This window comes from Actinocorallia aurea, assembly GCF_054783995.1.
In genome coordinates this window covers 1-17,422 of the sequence record NZ_BAAGPQ010000018.1, presented here as the reverse complement: position 1 = coordinate 17,422, position 17,422 = coordinate 1, and the positions used below count along the sequence as shown (strand labels likewise).

The following is a 17,422-nucleotide window of genomic DNA, read 5'->3' as shown; positions in this document are numbered from 1 at the left end:
GCGTTCAGGGCATCGCGGGGCTCGTCGCGGAGGCGGCGTGCACGCGGTGCTGCCAGACGACGCCTGCGATGGCCAGCGCCAGGAGGAAGGGGACGATGAGGAAGGCGGGGTGGGGCCCGAAGCCGTCGGAGAGGGCGCCGAGGACGAAGGGGCCCGCGCCCACGCCGACGCCCGCGAAGAGCGACGCCCTCGCGTTGGCGAGGTCGGTCCGCCCGCCGGACGCCTCGACGAGCATGGCCACGCACATCGGGAAGTGCACCGAGACGCCCAGCCCGGACAGCGCCAGCCCGGCGTATCCGGCGACGGGATCGGTCGCCAGCCAGAAGACCAGCCAGCCCGCCCCGGTGACGCCCAGCGCGGCGACCAGCAGGACGGCGGGGGAGTACCGCAGCGCGAGCCGCGCGCCGGCGAACCTCCCGACGGCGAGGCCCGCGGTGAACGCGGTCAGCCCGGTGGCGGCGGCTTCCAGGGTGAGTCCGGTGCGCCGCGCGAACAGTTCCGCGCCCCACAGGTTGAAGCAGAACTCGACGGCGGCGATGCAGAGCAGCACCATGCCCATGATCTGGAAGCGCGCGCCGAGCGCGGTTCCGCCCGTCCGTGCCGCGGTCTTCGCGGCGGGCCGCTCGTGCGCCCAGTGCCGGCCGAGCGCGAGCGCCAGCGCCACGGAGGCGATCGGCGGCACGAGCAGTCCGGCCCGCCAGCCGAAGGCCGACTGGGCGAGCATGCTGAGCAGGAAGGTCGAGCCGATCCCGATGGTGACGGCGACGGCGTTGGCCTCGCTGATGGCCGCCGCGCCGCGGCCCGGTCCGTGGTGCTCGGTGAGCGCGGCCATGCCCGCATACAGGACGAAGGAGCCCGCGGCGTTGGCGAGGCAGTATCCCGCGAGGGTGACCGGGAGCAGCGGCAGCGCGGCGATCATCAGGACCGCCGCGTTCATGCCCGCGAGGCCCGCCCACACGACCCTGCGCCGCCCGAACCGCCGGGTGAGCCGGCCGAGGGACGCCCCGCACAGGATCGTCCCGACCGCGAGCGCGGTGCCGTGCAGCCCGGCGACGGCCTGGGACGTCTCCTGCTCGGCGCGCAGCATGGGCAGCGCCGCGCTCAACCCGTACAGCATCGTCGCGTAGACGCCGACCTGCAGATACAACAGCCAGGTGGCGCCATCTCTGGTGAGCCCCCCGTTCCCTACGCCCACCGGACCCCGCTTCTCGCCCTGACCAGGAGAAAATAGTACCAGTTAGTTACTATTTCTCCCGTAGCTGTGGCGGCTCATTGGACCGTGCCAGCAGGGCGGGCGTCAATACCCGGTCGACGGACCCCTGATCATGGCCCGTCGACCGGCGACGACGAACCCACGAGCTGTGGGTGTGATGGGGTGGTGCTGTGGGTTCCCGGGGCGGGCCGGCGCGCGCAGGCTTGCGGCATGGACACCACAGTGACTTCCGGATCGGCTCTCATCGACGTCCACGACATGGTCGTGGTCCACCGCGCGTTCCGGCGCGAGCTGCGGCTCGCGGCGGAGCTCCTGCGCGCCGCTCCGGCCGGTGACCTGGACCGTGCCGCCGTTCTCGGCGCCCACGTCCGGCTCGTGCTCACCGGCCTGACCCTGCACCACACCAGCGAGGACGACCTCCTGTGGCCGCTGCTCCGGGAGCGGGCCGCGCCGTCCGCGGAGCTGATCGCCCGGATGGAGGCGCAGCACGGGGCGGTCGAGGCCCTGGTCACCCGGATCGAGCCGCCGCTCGCGCGGTGGGAGGCCGAGGCCCGTCCCGCGGTCGGCGAGGAGGTCGCCGCCCTCCTGCACCGGCTGGACACGGCGGTGCTGGAACACCTCGACGAGGAGGAGCGGGCGGTCCTGCCGCTCGCCGCGCGCTGCATGAGCCAGGAGGAATGGGCGGCGGTCGGGCAGGCCGGGGTCGCCAAGATGACCAAGGCCGAGCTGCCGATCATGTTCGGCATGGTCCTGGAGGACGCGACGCCCGACGAGCGCAAGGAGATGCTCGGCGTCCTGCCCCTGCCGGTGCGGCTGCTGCTACGGACGTGGGGCGCCCGCTCCTACCGGCGGTACGTCAGCCGGGTCCGGGGCTGACCCGGGAGATCAGGTCGAGCACCTGGTCGACGCGGAGGGTCCTGCCGTGCTCCCACGCGCGGCGGAACTCCTCCTCCGGCAGCCGCCGGCGCACGGCGTCCAATTGCGCGCCGGCGGCCTCGGCGTCGGGGCCGTAGGACACGGCGAGCAGCGTCGCCTCGGCGGTCGCCGAAGCCGCCGCGAAGAGGGAGGCCGCGAGCGACGGGTCCCCGTGGCGCGCGGCCACGCCGGCGAGGGCGGACAGCGAGTAGACCAGGGTCCACGTCGTTCCGACCTCGGCGGCCAGCCGGGTGGACTCCGTCAGGTGCCGCAGGGCCGCTGCGTCGTCGCCGGCCTGCAGGGCCAGCGTGGCCTGCATGTTGAGAGCGGTGGCCAGCGTGAACGACGCCCCGGCGCCGCGCGCGACCGCCTCGGCCGCGTCCAGCGCGGCGGCACTCGCGTCGCGGTCGCCGCGCAGGAGGAGGAGCTGAGCCCGGGCGATGCCCGCGTGCGCCGTCACCCACGGGTCGTCCATCGCTCCGACCAGCGTGAGCAGCTCCTCCACCCGGGCGCCGGCCTCGGCCTGGTCGTCGGCGAAGACCGATCCCGTGGACCCCAGGATGAGCGCGTCGGCCAGCAGTTCCCGGTCCCCGGCCGCGCGCGCGTCGGTGATGGCCGCCTCCGCCAGGGCCGGTACCCCGCCGACATCGCCCGTCGCGAGCCGCAGCCCCGCCAGGGCGACCCGCGCCGCGGCGCGCCCGCGCCGGTCGAGCCGATCCTCGCCGCCCAGGGCGAGGATCCGCTCCCACCACGTGATCCCCTCGCCGGCGTGCCCGCGCAGCGCCCAGTACAGCCAGGTGTCGCCGCCGAGTCGTGCCGCCGCGCCGAGTTCGCCGGACCCGATCAGGAAGCGCAGCGCCGTGCGGAGGTTCGCGTGCGCCCCCTCCAACCGGTCCAGCCACGCGCCCTGGTCGGGCCCACGCAGCCCCGCCCTGGCGTCCCGGCCGAGCGCCCCGTGATACCGGGCGTGCCGCTCGGCCAGGTGGGCCGTCTCGCCGGAATCCACCAGCGCCGCGGCGTAGAGCCGGATCGGCTCCAGCAGCCGGTAGCGGGCCGGAGCGCGCCGCCCGACGGGGTCGCTGTGGGCCACCAGCGACTGCTCGACCAGGCCGTCCAGGGCGGCGAACACGTCGGTGCCGTCGGCGCCCAGGATCAACTCGACGGCTTCGAGGTCGAATCCGCCGCGGAAGACCGACAGGCCCCGCAGCAGCGTCTGTTCGGCACCGGTGAGCAGCTGGTAGCTCCAGTCCAGCGTCGCGCCCATAGTGCGCTGCCGCGCCGGGAGGTCGCGCGGCCCGGCGGTGCTGAGAGCCTTGTCGAGCCTGGTGAGGAGCTGCGCGGGAGGCACGTACCGGAGATGCGACGCGGCGAGTTCGAGAGCGAGCGGCAGCCCGTCGAGCCGACGGCAGATCGCCGCCACCGCGGCGGCGTTGCGGTGGTCGATCGCGAAGCCCGGTGCGACCGCGCGGGCCCGGTCGGCGAACAGCTGCGCCGCGGCCGACCAGGTGACGGCGTTCACCTCGGTCTCCCGCGGCAGTCCGAGGGGCGCGAGGGGGTACTCCTGCTCGGCCCGGATGCGCAGTGGGGCCCGGCTCGTCGCCAGGAGCACCAGCCCGGGGCAGCGGCTGAGCAGGTCGGCGATGTCCGGCGCGATCTCCAGCAGGTGTTCGAGGTTGTCCAGCACGATCACCTGCGCGCGATCCCCGACGAACCCCGCGACGGCCGCGGCGAGGTCACCGGTGGGGGCGTGCAGCCCGATCGCCCTGGCGACCGTCGGCAGCACCAGGTCGGGGGAGGGCACGGCGGCCAGTTCGGCGACCGCCGCCTCAGCGCCTCCGTCCCCGCGCAGCGCCGCGGCCACCTCCCACGCGAGCCGGGTCTTGCCCACGCCGCCTGGTCCGGTGATGGTGACGAGGCGGGCAGGACCGGACCGCAGCAGGGCCACGACCTCGGCGAGTTCCCTGTCCCGTCCGAGGAGCGGGGTCGGAGGGAGGGGGATCGGGGACCGGCCGGGCACCGGGCCCGACGGCGGCGCTGCCGGTGTCGGGGCGGGCGGTGCCGGCCTGTCCTGTGCGGCTTCGGCGAGCAGGCCGCGGTCCGCCTCGTCCAGCCCGAGCGCGTCGGCGAGCGCGCGGACGGTGGTGGGGTAGGGGCGCCTCCGCTCGCCGCGCTCCAAGGCGCCGATCGCCTTGGCGGTCAGGCCCGCGCGCTCGGCGAGCTCCTCCTGGCTGAGCGCCGCCGCCTGGCGGAACCTGCGGAGATGCGCGGCGAACGCGCCCGCGGACCTCATGCCGGGACCGGAGGGCACACGATGTGGACGCGGTGTGGGTCCGCTGTGGGTGTCGGGCCGGGCGGCGCCGATCGACACTCGATCCACCGGCACTCGATCCACCGGCACCGACGAATCTCGACAGGAACCACCATGCACCTCGCAACCGACACGCCGACCGTCTCCCGGGCCCGTCGCCAGGCCACCTTCTCCCGCCAGATGTTCGCGGTCCTCGCCGCGGCCTTCACCCTCTCCATCGGGCACACGCTCTACGCGTGGGCCGCCGACCTGGAGAACCCCGACTTCACCGTCCGCACACCGCTCACCTGGATCTTCTACGCGGTGGCCGTCGCGATGACCGGCCTGTCCCTGAGCGAGCGGACCTGGGCGCGCTGGTCGGTCCAGGCCTTCCTCGTGCTGGTCCTCATCATCGGCGTCTTCTACTATCCGCAGACGTTCGAACCGCACCAGCAGACCGTCTTCGGCTGGTTCGAGAACGACGTCTACATCGGCCTGCTCATCGTGGCGGCCTACCTCGGCGTTCTGCGGCTGCGCCGGGTGGACCTGGTGGGCTGAGCCGAATCCGGCGAGGCCCTCAGGGCGCCGGAACCGACACGGCCCGGACACGGCCGGAGCGCGGAATCCGCCTCCGGCCAAGTGTCCGGGCTACCCTTGCCCGGCCGTCAGCCGTACCAGCGGCCCGCCCACTCGCGGTCCAACTCGACCTGGTCCGGCAGGGGCTCGCCGTGCTCCAGGACGGGCTGGGAGGCGGTCATGTCCTCGGGGCGGACGCGCTCGGGAAGCCGGGCGAAACGCGACTCATCGCTCATACCCACAGTGTGTCACCCCAGCATGCCGGTGGCGAGGGCCACGACGGCCTGGGTGAAGGTGTAGTTGTCCGAGCCCGCGGCGGTGTGCCCGGCGTCGGACAGTTCCACCACCTCGGCCTGCGGGGCGATCCCGCGGAACCGGGCGAGGGCGTCCTCGCCGACCACGTCCGACAGCGCGCCCCGGATGACGGCGAGCGGGATGGGAAGATCACGGGCCGCCCGGTCCATGTCGGCCACATAGGCCCGGTAGGACTGGACGTCGCCGTCGTGCGGGGTGAGGAACGCCGGGTCCCAGTGCCAGTACCAGCGGCCGTCCTCACGCTGCCGCAGGTTGCGGCGCAGGCCGTTGGCGCTCTTGGGGCGCTCCTGGTGCGGCAGGTAGGCCGAGACGGCGTCGGCGGCCTCCTCCAGGCTGGCGAAGCCGTCCGGGCGGCTGTTCATGAACGCCACCACGCGCTCGCCGCCCGCGTTGTCGAACCCGGGCACGATGTCGACCAGGACGAGGCCGGCGGCGCCTTCCGCGCCGAGCCGATCGGCGACCATCAGGCCGGTCAGCCCGCCCATGGACGCGCCCACGATGACCGGACGCCCCGGCACCGAGTCGAGCACCCGCAGGACGTCCTCGACCATGGAGACGCCCCGGTAGTCCCCGTCGGAGACCCACTCGCTGTCGCCGTGGCCGCGCGCGTCCAGCGCCAGCGCCCGCACGCCCTCGGCGGCCAGGGCCGCGCCCGCGCGCCGCCAGGAGTGCCGGGTCTGCCCGCCGCCGTGCATGAGCACCACCAGAGGCCCTTCCTCGGGTCCCCAGAGATCGCCGACGAGCTCGTTGCCGGACGCGCCGGAGAAGCGCAGTGTCCGCGGGGAACGTTCCGTTTCGACGATGGCCATGGCCGTCACCTCCGGGGGAAGGGGCATCGGATGCCCGGCCAGCCGGTGTGAGCTGGCGCACATTATGAGACCGCTGTACTCAAATCATACTCGCGGGCCCCTGCCCGGTTCACGCGAAGGCGCCCATCCGCGCGCGGCGGGTCGCGCCGTCCGCGACCGGTACACGATGTACGGCCTGGTCAGGTAGCCGACCGGGGCGGTCAGCACGTGGACGAGCCGGGTGAACGGCCAGATGACGAACAGGGTGATCGCGCTCAGCGCGTGCGCCTTGTAGAGCAGCGGAACATGCGCCATCAGATCGGGCTCGGGCCGCAGCAGGTAGATCGACCGGAACCACGGAGACACCGTGTGCCGGTAGTCGTAGCCGCCCGCAGCCACGTTGGCCAGCGCCGTCGCGGCGAGGCCGAGCAGGATCGTCACCGCGAGGACAAGGTACATGAGCTTGTCGTTCCAGGTCGTGGCGATGAAGACCGGCCCGGTGGTGCGCCGCCGGTAGATCAGGATCACCATGCCGCAGACGGTCAGCACCCCCGCGACCGCGCCGAGGACGACCGCGATCCAGTGGTAGGCGGTCTCGCTCAGCCCGATCGCGGCGGTCCACGACTCGGGGACGAGCAGGCCGCCGACGTGTCCGAGGAACACGAAGATGATCCCGAAGTGGAACATGGGGCTGCCCCAGCGCAGGAGCCGCCGCTCGTACAGTTCCGACGAGCGGGTGGTCCAGCCGAACTTGTCGTACCGGTACCGCCAGATGTGCCCGAGCACGAACACCAGGATGGCGACGTACGGCAGGACCGCCCAGACGAAGGTGTTCACGGGCGGACTCCCTTTCTGAAGGGCTCGGCGTGCCCCGGAGAAACCGGGTTCCCAAGGCGTCCTTGCACCGGGCCCGGTGAGTCCGGCCCGTATCCGGGGAGCCCGACCTCCTCTTCGGGCGGCCCCTGCGCGGCGAGCCTGACGACGGCGTCGGCGGCCCTTCCCGTCAGCGGAGGCAGGGTCGCGTGGACACCGTCGAGGACCTGTGCCCAGGGCGAGCCGCACTCCTTGAGAGACCGCCTGAGCAGTTCCAGGCCCGCCCTGTGCTCCAGGAGAAGGTTCCGGCCTGAGGCGTCGAAGGCGGCGAACTCCAGGACGACGGGAAGGTGGTCGGCGATCTCCTCGCCGGTGAGGACGAGCCCGGCGGCCCGGTAGGCCTGCTGGAACCGCAGCAGCGCCATTCCGCGCTTGCGGGTGTCCCCGTAGGCGTAGTAGCTGAGGTACAGGCAGCCGCGCTTGCGGTGGTCGAACGTCTCCACGTAGGCGACGGCCAGTTCCTGCGGCGGCGTCGCCGAGACGTGGTCGAGGAACCGCCCGTACGGCCGGGCGATCGCGCGCGGCAGGCTCGCGAGGACGTCGCGAAGTTCCGGCACGAGGTCATGCAGCCCGTCCGGATAGCGCAGCAGCACCGAACCCGTCTGCCAGGCGGCGGCCGCGGCGGCCGGGGCGGGGCCCTTGGGCCTCATTCCTTGTCCCCTCTGTCGGGGAACAGCCCTTCGGGCGTGCCCTTGCCGTCCCAGTTGAGGAGGTTGACCCGGGTCGCCCGGTCGAACGATCCCGTCGGCGCGTCGCTCGTCTGCCGGTTTTTCAGGACGTGGAAGTTCTCCACCGCGACCGGCACCGGCGCGCCCGACGCCTCCCCGAAGGGTCCTGACCCGCCCATGCCCGGGCCGCCCTCGTAGTTCAAGGAGCAGTCCGTGGCCAGCTCCTCAAGGCTGTGAGCCTGCTCCGCGTGCGCCGCCGGGATGACATAGCGCTCGTCGTACTTGGCCAGCGCCAGCAGCCGGAACATCTCGTACATGGCCTCCGGCTCCATCCCGACCTGGCGCGGGATGTCCGCGTCGGGGGCGCGGCCGAGGTTGATGTCGCGCATGTACGCCCGCATCGCGGCGAGCTTCCGCAGGGCGGCTTCCACGGGTGCGGCGTCGCCCGCGGTGAACAGCTCCGCGAGGTACCCGATCGGGATGCGCAGCGCGTCGAGGGCGGCGAACAGGTTGCCGGCGTCCTCGGCGTCGTGCCCGGTGTCGCGGACGACGTCCACCACGGGCGACAGCGGCGGGATGTACCAGACCATGGGCAGCGTCCGGTACTCCGGGTGCAGCGGCAGCGCCACCTTGTAGGTGTTGATCAGCGCGTGGACGGGGGACCGGCGGGCGGCCTCGATCCAGTCGTGCGGGATCCCCGCCTCCTCCGCGGCGCGCTGGACGCCCGGGTCCTCGGGGTCGAGGAAGACGCTCCGCTGCGCCTCGTACAGGTCGGTGTCCTCAGGCGTGCAGGCCGCTTCCAGCACCTTGTCGGCGTCGTACAGGACGAGGCCGATGTAGCGCAGCCGCCCTACGCACGTCTCGGAGCAGACGGTAGGCAGGCCGACCTCTACGCGCGGGTAGCAGAACGTGCACTTCTCGGCCTTGCCTGTGCGGTGGTTGAAGTACACCTTCTTGTACGGACAGCCTGTGACGCACATCCGCCAACCGCGGCACTTGTCCTGGTCGACCAGGACGATCCCGTCCTCGGTCCGCTTGTAGATCGCCCCGGAGGGGCAGGAGGCGGCGCAGCTCGGATTCAGGCAGTGCTCGCAGATCCGCGGCAGGTAGAACATGAAGGTCTTCTCGAACTCCAGCCGCACCTGTTCGGAGACCTTCGCCAGCACCACGTCGCCGCGCGCGTGCTCCAGCGATCCGCCCAGGTCGTCGTCCCAGTTGGCCGACCAGGCGATCTTGGTGTCCTCGCCGGTGAGCAGCGACTTCGGCCGCGCGACGGGCATGTGCTCCTGAAGGGGCGCGTTCGTGAGCGTCGCGTAGTCGTACGTCCAAGGCTCGTAGTAGTCCTGGATGCTCGGCAGGACGGGATTGGCGAAGATGCTGAGCAGCTTCTTTATTCGGCCGCCGGCCACCAGGGTGAGCCTTCCGCTCTTCGTGAGCTTCCAGCCCCCGCGCCAGCGGTCCTGGTCCTCGTACGTGCGCGGATAGCCGAGCCCCGGCCTGGTCTCGACGTTGTTGAACCACACGTACTCGACGCCTGTCCGGTTCGTCCAGGTCTGTTTGCAGGTGACCGAGCAGGTGTGGCACCCGATGCACTTGTCGAGGTTCATCACCATCGCCATCTGGGCCATGATGCGCATCAGTAGGTGACCTCCTGGCTTCTGCGGCGGATGGTGGTGATCTCGTCCCGCTGGTTGCCGGTCGGGCCGAGGTAGTTGAACGCGAACGCGAGCTGCGCGTACCCGCCGATGAGGTGGCTGGGCTTGACGAGGATCCGCGTCAGCGCGTTGTGCACCCCGCCGCGCTTGCCGGACGTCTCCGCGAGCGGCACGTCGATCAGCCGGTCCTGGGCGTGGTGCATGTAGACGGTCCCCTCCGGCATCCGGTGCGAGACGACGGCCCGCGCGACGACGACGCCGTTGGCGTTCACCGCCTCGATCCAGTCGTTGTCCCGGATGCCGACCTTCGCCGCGTCCTGCGGGCTCATCCAGATGTTCGGCCCGCCGCGCGAGAGGGAGAGCATCAGGAGGTTGTCCTGGTACTCGGAGTGGATCGACCACTTGTTGTGCGGGGTCAGATACCGGACCGTCACCCCCAGGCCCCCGACCGTCCCGATCGCGGGCTCGCCGCGCAGCGCCGCGACGTTCAGCGGCGGCCGGAACACCGGGAGCTGCTCGCCCAGCTCCGCCATCCAGTCGTGGTCGAGGTAGAGGTGCTGACGGCCGGTCAGCGTGTGCCAGGGCTTCAGCCGCTCGACGTTCACCGTGAACGGCGAGTACCTGCGCCCGCCCGACTCCGAGCCCGACCACTCGGGCGAGGTGATCACCGGGGTCGGCCGCGCCTGGGTGTCGGCGAACGTGATCCGCTCGCCCTCCCGCTCGGCCGCGAGGTCGGCGAGCCGCACGCCCGTCCGCTTCTCCAACTGTGTGAAGCCCTGGACGGCCAGGCGCCCGTTCGTCGTCCCGGAAAGGGCGAGGACCGCCTCGCACGCCTCGATCTCCGAGCGCAGGGAGGGCCGTCCGTCGGCGGGGCCGCCCCGGATCACCCCGTTCTTCGACCGCAGGTACTCGACCTCGCGCTCGGGGTGGAACACCACGCCCTTGGTCGCCGCGCCCTGCTCCTCCACGAGCGGGCCGAGCGCCGCCATCTTCGCGCCGATCGCGCCGTAGTCGCGCTCGACCACGATGAGCTTCGGCATCGTCCTGCCCGGGACCGGCTCGCACTCGCCGGCCTTCCAGTCCAGGACCCTGCCGTGCGGGTTGGCCATCGCGTCGGGCGTGTCGTGCAGGAGCGGAGCGGCCACCACGTCCTCCCGGACGCCCAGGTGGCCTTCGGCGAGCCTGCTGAACTCACGCGCGATCGTCTGGAACGCCTGCCAGTCCGTCCTGGTCTGCCACGGAGGGGCGATCGCCGGATTGAACGAGTGCACGAACGGGTGCATGTCGGTGGTGTTCAGGTCGTGCTTCTCGTACCAGGTCGCGGCGGGCAGTACGACGTCCGACAGCAGCGTCGTCGAGGTCATCCGGAAGTCGAGCGTGAGCAGCAGGTCGAGCTTGCCGACCGGGGCGTCCTCCCGCCAGACGACGTCCTTCGGCCGTGCCTCCGGCGGAGCCTCCTCGGCCCGCAGCGCGTCGGCCGCGCCGAGCAGGTGGCGCAGGAAGTACTCGGTGCCCTTGCCGGACGATCCGAAGAGGTTCGCCCGCCAGATCGACAGGACCCGCGGGTAGTTCTCGGGCGAATCCGGGTCCTCGCAGGCGAAGCGCAACCGTCCCGACTTCAGCTCGTCCACCACGTACTCGCCGACCGGTCGGCCCGAGGCGCGGGCGGCGTCGGCGAGATCCAGCGGATTGCGGTCGAAGGTCGGATACGACGGCATCCAGCCGAGCCGTGCCGAAAGGGCGATCACGTCGGCGGTCGTCCGGCCCGCGAGGGAGCCTCCGGGACGGGCCTCGGCGAGCGCGTCGGCGCCGAACGCGTCGTAGCGGAACTGGTCGGCGTTGAGGTACCAGTAGGCCGTCTGCACCATCTGACGGGCGGGCCGCGACCAGTCGAGCCCGTTCGCGATCTGCGCCCAGCCCGTGATGGGCCGGCACTTCTCCTGCCCGACGTAGTGCGCCCACCCGCCTCCGTTGACGCCCTGGCACCCGGTCAGCGTGGTGAGCATGAGGAACGTGCGGTAGATGGTGTCGGAGTGGAACCAGTGGTTCGTGCCCGCGCCCATCACGATCATCGACCTGCCACGCGAGTCCTCGGCGTTGGCCGCGAACTCCCGCGCGATCCGCGCCGCGGCCTGCGCGGGGACGCCCGTGATGGGTTCCTGCCAGGCGGGCGTGTACGGCACCGAGGCGTCCGCGTAGCCCTGCGGCCACACCCCGGGCAGCCCCTCCCGCCCCACGCCGTACTGGGCGAGCAGGAGGTCGAACACGGTGGTCACCAGATGCCCGGCGACGGTCCTCGCCGGGACGCCCCGGCGCAGCTCGCCCGGCGCGTCGAAGCGCGCGAGACCCACCTCGACGCGCTCGGCGCCCTCACCGAGAAGGCTGAGCGCGGGCCGGGCGTCGCCGAGGTCGAGGTTCCAGCGGCCCTCGCCCTCCGCGCCGAACCGGAAGCCCAGCGAGCCGTTCGGGACCAGCGGAGCGCCCGACGCCTCGTCCAGCACGACGGTCTTGAACGCCGCGTTCTCACCGCGCGCCAGGTCGCCGGGCAGATCGGCGGCGGTGAGGAACTTGCCCGGCCGGTACCCGCCCGTCGCGTCCTCGTCCAGCCGCACCAGGAACGGCAGATCGGTGTACTTCGTGACGTACTCCGTGAAGTACGGGACCTGGCGGTCGACGAAGAACTCCCGCAGCAGCACATGGCCCATCGCCATGCCCAGCGCGCCGTCCGTGCCGGGCGCGACCGCGAGCCACTCGTCGGCGAACTTCACGTTGTCGGCGTAGTCCGGCGACACCGCGACGACCTTCTGGCCCCGGTAGCGCGCTTCTGCCATCCAGTGGGCGTCCGGCGTACGCGTCACCGGAAGGTTCGAGCCCCACATGATGAGATAGGAGGCGTCCCACCAGTCGCCGGACTCCGGCACGTCGGTCTGGTCGCCGAACACCTGCGGCGAGGCCACCGGAAGGTCGGCGTACCAGTCGTAGAACGACAGCATCGTGCCGCCGATCAGCGACAGGAACCGGGCGCCGGAGGCGTGCGACACGATCGACATGGCCGGGATCGGCGAGAACCCCGCGATCCTGTCCGGCCCGTACTCCTTGATCGAGTGCACATGGGCCGCGGCGACGATCTCGACGGCCTCCTCCCAGGAGGCCCGGGCGAGGCCGCCCTTGCCGCGGGCCGACTTGTACCGCCGCGCGGCCTCCCCGTCGGACACGATCGACGCCCAAGCCGTCACCGGGTCGCCCGTCCTGGCCTTCGCCTCCCGGTACATGTCGAGCAGAACGCCCCGGACGTACGGGTAGCGCACCCGCGTCGGCGAGTAGGTGTACCAGGAGAACGCCGCCCCACGGGGGCAGCCTCGCGGCTCGTACTCCGGCTTGTCCGGGCCGACCGAAGGGTAGTCCGTCTGCTGCGTCTCCCAGGTGATGATCCCGTCCTTGACGTAGACCTTCCACGAGCACGAGCCCGTGCAGTTCACCCCGTGCGTGGAGCGGACGATCTTGTCGTAGGACCAGCGGTCGCGGTAGAAGACGTCAGCGTCACGGCCGCCCTCCTTGCGGAGCGTCCGGAGGTCCTTGGAGACCTCGCCCTTGGTGAAGAACCTTCGGGTGCGCACCAGGACGTCGCTCACCGGCCCGTCCAGGCCCGCCTTCTCGTCAGCGGCCACCGGGGCCCCCTTCCGTCGTGCGTCGGGCGACCCGTTTGCTGACGTACGTCGCGGTGAAGGCTGCGGCCGCGGCGGCCACGATCGCGAGCAGGGCAAGGCCGATGCCGTACCCGCCCGTCGCCTCGTAGACCGCGCCCATCACCAGGGGCGGGACGAAACCGCCGAGACCGCCCGCCGCGCCGACCACGCCCGTCACCCCGCCGACCTTCCCGGCCGGGGCCAGCAGCGCCACCAGCGCGAACACCGCGCCGCTGCCCGCGCCGAGCGCCGCCGCCATCAGCAGGAACGCGAACGTGCCGAGCGGGATGAGCGGTGGCGTGAACGCCTGGACGACCGCGCCGACCGCCACGAGGGCCAGCACCACCGTGAGGACCCTGACCGCGCCCATCCGGTCCGACAGCCAGCCGCCGACCGGACGCATGACGACCGCGAGGATGACGAACCCCGCCATCCGGTTGGAGGCGTCCGAGGCCGTCAGGCGGTAGGCGTTCTCCAGATAGGTCGGCAGGTAGACCGAGAAGGCCACATACCCGCCGAAGGCCACCGCGTACAAGGCGGATGCCTGCCAGGTGACGCCGAGCCCGCACGTCGCCTTCAGGCCCGCGAGCGCCGACCCCGAGGGCACGGGCCGGGCCGGCGAGTCCCGCAGCATGAACCAAGCCGCCACCGCGTACACCGCGAGGACCGCCGCGACCAGCAGGAACGGCGCCGCCAACCCCCACGCGTCCGCCAGCCGGACCGTCGTGAACGCGCTGATCGCGGTGCCGCCCATGCCCATGCCGAAGATGCCGATCGCGGTACCGCGCCGCTCCGGCGGATACCAGGCGTTGACGAACGGCACGCCCACGGCGAACGCGGTCCCGCCGACGCCCAGCAGGAACCCGAAGACCAGCAGACCCGCGAGCGAGGAGTGCCCGAACCAGGCCAGGCACAGCACCGGGATGATCGTCACCGCCGACACGGCCGTGAACATGGCCCTGCCGCCGTACTTGTCGGTGAGCAGCCCGACCGGGATCCGGCCGAGCGAACCCACGATGACCGGCACCGCCACCAGCAGCGACTGCTGGAAAGGGCTCAGCCCCAGGTTCTCCTTGAACCGGGACGCGAGCGGGCTCAGCAGCGACCAGGCCCAGAAGTTGACGGCGAACCCGACGGTCGCCAGCGCCAGCATCGCCCCGGGGGCACGCTGCGCCCCGGCCGTTCTCGCCGTACTCATCCCTGTCGGCCCTCCCGCTCCAGGCCGGTCATGCCCATGACCGCCCGGAACGGACGTAACGCCGAAGAATCTTGGCCGAGCCGAGTAAGGATCTTGAACCGCGCGGCGTGTCGGGACCTAGGGAAGGGCCGCACGCGACGGCTCCCGGTAAGGCGCGGGCCCGCTCAGGGCGCGGGAACACCGGAGGGGTACGGCTCGCCCCGTCGGGGACGGCGGCCCGGACGCGGGAGGGCCCCGACCGGAGGCGGGGTCGCGGGCTTCAGGAGGTCGAGGCGCGCAGGAGGGTGAGGACCTGGTCGAGCTTGGCGTTGGTGCTGGCCAGCTGGTCTTCGAGGTCGTTGACCTGGTGCTGGAGGGCGCGGACCTTCTTGTTCACGTCGGTGAGGACGCTGGACGGCTCCCAGTTCGCGTTCTTTCCGCTGGGGTTCCCGTCCGGCGCGGGCATCCGGTCGAGCTTCCAGACCGAGTCGTAGATCTCCTGCGGCGACGGCATGTCGTCCTCCTCCGTGATGAGCTGCATGAACTTCGCCCAGGGGAACGGCCCCGCGACCTCGGGATCGCCGTGGTCGGACTGCCCGAAGGCGTCACTGACCGCGACGTGCGAGCAGATGCCGCGCTTGCCGGCCTTGAGCTGCGCCGCGGTCACCCGCACGAGCGGCACGTCGTGCTCGGCCGCGAGCTCCCGCACGAGCTTGGCCGCGCGGACGAGCATCGCCTGGTGCGCGTCGTCGTTCCACCGCTTGGGCGAGCCGGCCTGGGGATCGCACAGCTCGACGCCGAGCGTGCCGGTGTTGGGCGGCGCGTGGTAGGCGACCACGTCGTCCTTGACGCACTGGATGATCTCGCCCGGGTCCACCACGTAGTGGGCGCTGCCTCCGGCGGAGGCGCTCTGGAAGTACTTCGCGACGTTCCGGGCACCGCCCTTCACGCAGGGCGAGACCGTGGCGTGGATGACGATCCGCTGGATCCTGCCCTGCTTACCGCCGTGCTTCAACGCCCCGATATAGGGATAGGCCATCCAAGCCCCCTCGGATCTCCGACCGACCCCGCATCATAAGCACCTGAACCATCGTGTCGACGTCGAATCCGACCAAATGCCACCTATTCCTCACTGCCTCGTCACCTTCGACCGCCCGCACCCGGCCACCCTGCGCGCCTGTCCCGTCGGTATCGCCTCACCCGTGGCACAGGCACTCCACCCAGGAGCGCGCGAGCGAACCCCGCATCCTCACCGGGGCGCATCGGCACGCCGCCCGTGTCCCGGTGCTCCCCGTGCGCGCGTCGGTTGACGAGCGCGGAACGACGCCCGCGTCCCGGAGCTCCCCGTGCGCGTCGGTTGCCGAGCGCGCAGCGCCGCTAGTGCGCTGGGTCGCCGAGGGCGCCGCGACCGAGGACTTCCGCCAGCGCGAGGTCGACGCGGACGAACGCGGCGAAATGGTGGCATCCCGGGAGCACCGCGAGGTCGCCCTGGGGAAGAACGCCGGCGGTACGGCGGATCGCGGGCAGGCCCCCGTCGTCCCCGCCCGCGAGGAGCAGCACGGGATTCGGGACCTTCGCCAGTTCCTCCAGCGCGCTGGGACGCCGGGGCAACGCGACGGCCAAGGCGGCGAGCGCAAGAGGATCGGCCGCACGCATCGTCGCGGCCATCCACTCCGGGACGGTGTCCGGCCCGGGGATGAGCGGTTCCATCCCGCGCGTCCGCAGGGTCTCGGCGAGAGCGTCGTCCTCCTCCACGGGGACCTCCTCGCCGTGCGCTCCGGTCACGACCACCCGGTCGACCCGCTCCGGGTTCCCGGCCAGCAGGTGCAGCGCGACGATCCCGCCCATCGACGAGCCCCACACGGACGCCTTCGCGAGGCCCAGGGCGTCGAGTACGGCCAGGACGTCGTCGGCCTGGCGGGCGACGTCGTAGGCCGCGGGTTCATACGGCCTTCCGCTCTCCCCATGGCCCCGGCCGTCGACGAGGATCAACCGGAAGCCTCCGAGCCGCGCCACGTACCCGGCGTCCCGCCACGTGCTCCGGTCCCCGAAGAATCCGTGCAGCAGCACCACGGGCGGCCCCTGCCCCACCACTTCGAAGGCGATCTCGACACCGTCCCCGCTCGTTGCCCGCATTGCGCCATCCTGCGCGGCGACGCGGCTCCCTGTCGACCCCGGCGGCGCGGTCAGAGGAGGGAGAGGACGGGGAGGAGCGCCTCGGGACGGGCCTGGACCGGCAGGTGGTCGACGAGGTGCACCGGGCAGCCCAGGGCGGACGCCCCCGCGTCGGCCACCTTGTCGTCGCCGACCATGAGGACCTCGGCGGGCGAGAGGCCGAGTTCCGCGCAGGCGGTCTCGAAGATGCGGAGGTCCGGCTTCTGGAAGCCGACCTCGTAGGAGAGCACGAACACGTCGACGTACCGGGCCAGGCCGTGGAACTCCAGGACGGGCCGCAGGTCCCACCCGATGTTGCTGACGACCGCGGTCCGGATCCCGCGCTCGCGGAGCGTTCTGAGGGTCACTTCGGCATCGGGGTAGGGGCGCCAGGCCGCGGGGCTGAAGGACCACTCGTAGAGGGAGTCGGCGAGAGCCGGGTCGGGCAGCCCTGCCGCGCGCGCCAGGCCCGTGTAGCAGGACCGGTGGTGCGCGGCGCTCAGATCGCGGTCTCGCCAGAGCGCGGTGAGGCCGGCGGGCACCTCCCTCGGGGCCGCACCACCCGGAATCGCCCCCATCTCCTCAAGGCGTTCGGCCCACGCGCCGACCTCGCCGTCCGGCCCGAGCACGCCCCGCAGCGCCTCCTCGGCCGACGCGACCCGCATGAGCGTCCCCGAGAAGTCGAACATGACCCCGCCTCGCATCGGCCCTCCCCGCCCTCGTCTCCGATCCGCGACAAGCCTGCCACCGAAGCCCCCGACGGGTGCGCTCCGCCGTCGCGCCACTCCCGGGTAGGTGACGGGTGTCGTGAATCCGCAGGTCAGACGGCATTTCGCCGGATAACGTCGCCGCCGGTTTGACCCAGCGGGCCGTGGTGCGTAAACTTGGCGATTCCGGGTTCGGAAAATCCCGTGCGAGCGACATGCTCCTGGGTTATCCTGATCAGGATCGGTCCGTTGAGGGGATGCAGGACGCCGGAAGGCGGCCGGCCCCGGTGGGACTCCACTCCAGCAAGAAAAGCGCGAACTCTTCGAAGTTCGGGGTTATTGCTGTCCGTGGAAATGGGCCGAAGTGTGGAATGGGCACGGAAAACGCGCCGGTTTGACACTCACAAA

Annotated in this window: 14 protein-coding genes; 2 read left to right on the top strand and 12 right to left on the bottom strand. The window is 72.0% G+C overall.

Translation table 11 applies throughout. The annotated features are described in order from the left end of the window. Positions 1 to 4: 4 nt before the first annotated feature. The gene (locus ACYVOM_RS22855; RefSeq protein ID WP_460305504.1) at positions 5 to 1,147 is read right to left on the bottom strand and encodes an MFS transporter; all 1,143 of its coding nucleotides are present in this window, start codon (positions 1,145 to 1,147) and stop codon (positions 5 to 7) included. A 276-nt stretch (positions 1,148 to 1,423) separates the two neighbouring features. Between ACYVOM_RS22855 and ACYVOM_RS22850 the strand changes: the two genes are divergently transcribed. Further along, positions 1,424 to 2,089, top strand: coding sequence for a hemerythrin domain-containing protein (locus tag ACYVOM_RS22850; RefSeq protein WP_460305503.1), 666 nt, complete (start codon positions 1,424 to 1,426; stop codon positions 2,087 to 2,089). On the opposite strand, the gene ACYVOM_RS22845 is transcribed toward ACYVOM_RS22850, so the two are convergent. After that, positions 2,070 to 4,418: an ATP-binding protein gene (locus ACYVOM_RS22845; protein WP_460305502.1), complete on the bottom strand. Its 2,349-nt coding sequence runs from the start codon at positions 4,416 to 4,418 to the stop codon at positions 2,070 to 2,072. The genes ACYVOM_RS22850 and ACYVOM_RS22845 overlap by 20 nt on opposite strands. Positions 4,419 to 4,550: 132 nt before the next feature. Between ACYVOM_RS22845 and ACYVOM_RS22840 the strand changes: the two genes are divergently transcribed. Continuing rightward, complete coding sequence (locus tag ACYVOM_RS22840; protein WP_460305501.1) at positions 4,551 to 4,973, top strand: hypothetical protein; 423 nt, start codon at positions 4,551 to 4,553, stop codon at positions 4,971 to 4,973. Between the two features lie 107 nt (positions 4,974 to 5,080). Here ACYVOM_RS22840 and ACYVOM_RS22835 read toward each other — a convergent pair whose 3' ends face one another. The 10 genes from ACYVOM_RS22835 to ACYVOM_RS22790 all read right to left on the bottom strand — a co-directional run bounded on the left by ACYVOM_RS22835 (position 5,081) and on the right by ACYVOM_RS22790 (position 17,011). After that, positions 5,081 to 5,227, bottom strand: coding sequence for a hypothetical protein (locus ACYVOM_RS22835; RefSeq protein WP_460305500.1), 147 nt, complete (start codon positions 5,225 to 5,227; stop codon positions 5,081 to 5,083). A 12-nt stretch (positions 5,228 to 5,239) separates the two neighbouring features. Continuing rightward, on the bottom strand, positions 5,240 to 6,115 hold the full coding sequence (locus tag ACYVOM_RS22830; RefSeq protein ID WP_460305499.1) for an alpha/beta fold hydrolase: 876 nt from the start codon (positions 6,113 to 6,115) through the stop codon (positions 5,240 to 5,242). 84 nt (positions 6,116 to 6,199) lie between these two features. Further along, positions 6,200 to 6,931: a respiratory nitrate reductase subunit gamma gene (gene narI / locus ACYVOM_RS22825; protein WP_460305498.1), complete on the bottom strand. Its 732-nt coding sequence runs from the start codon at positions 6,929 to 6,931 to the stop codon at positions 6,200 to 6,202. After that, positions 6,928 to 7,617, bottom strand: coding sequence for a nitrate reductase molybdenum cofactor assembly chaperone (gene narJ / locus ACYVOM_RS22820; RefSeq protein WP_460305497.1), 690 nt, complete (start codon positions 7,615 to 7,617; stop codon positions 6,928 to 6,930). Before narJ ends, narI begins: the two co-directional genes overlap by 4 nt. Next, positions 7,614 to 9,272 (bottom strand): nitrate reductase subunit beta, encoded by a 1,659-nt coding sequence (gene narH, locus ACYVOM_RS22815; protein ID WP_460305496.1) that lies wholly within the window; start codon positions 9,270 to 9,272, stop codon positions 7,614 to 7,616. The genes narJ and narH overlap by 4 nt, the downstream gene beginning before the upstream one ends. Beyond that, entirely contained in the window at positions 9,272 to 12,958 is a 3,687-nt protein-coding gene (locus tag ACYVOM_RS22810; protein ID WP_460305495.1) for a nitrate reductase subunit alpha, read from the bottom strand. The genes narH and ACYVOM_RS22810 overlap by 1 nt, the downstream gene beginning before the upstream one ends. Continuing rightward, the gene (locus ACYVOM_RS22805) at positions 12,948 to 14,174 is read right to left on the bottom strand and encodes an MFS transporter (RefSeq protein WP_460305494.1); all 1,227 of its coding nucleotides are present in this window, start codon (positions 14,172 to 14,174) and stop codon (positions 12,948 to 12,950) included. The genes ACYVOM_RS22810 and ACYVOM_RS22805 overlap by 11 nt, the downstream gene beginning before the upstream one ends. Before the next feature lie 259 nt (positions 14,175 to 14,433). Continuing rightward, the gene (locus tag ACYVOM_RS22800) at positions 14,434 to 15,192 is read right to left on the bottom strand and encodes an N-acetylmuramoyl-L-alanine amidase (RefSeq protein WP_460305493.1); all 759 of its coding nucleotides are present in this window, start codon (positions 15,190 to 15,192) and stop codon (positions 14,434 to 14,436) included. Positions 15,193 to 15,530: 338 nt separating this feature from the next. After that, on the bottom strand, positions 15,531 to 16,289 hold the full coding sequence (locus tag ACYVOM_RS22795) for an alpha/beta fold hydrolase (RefSeq protein WP_460305492.1): 759 nt from the start codon (positions 16,287 to 16,289) through the stop codon (positions 15,531 to 15,533). 50 nt (positions 16,290 to 16,339) lie between these two features. Next, complete coding sequence (locus ACYVOM_RS22790) at positions 16,340 to 17,011, bottom strand: HAD family hydrolase (RefSeq protein WP_460305491.1); 672 nt, start codon at positions 17,009 to 17,011, stop codon at positions 16,340 to 16,342. Between the last annotated feature and the right edge of the window lie 411 nt (positions 17,012 to 17,422).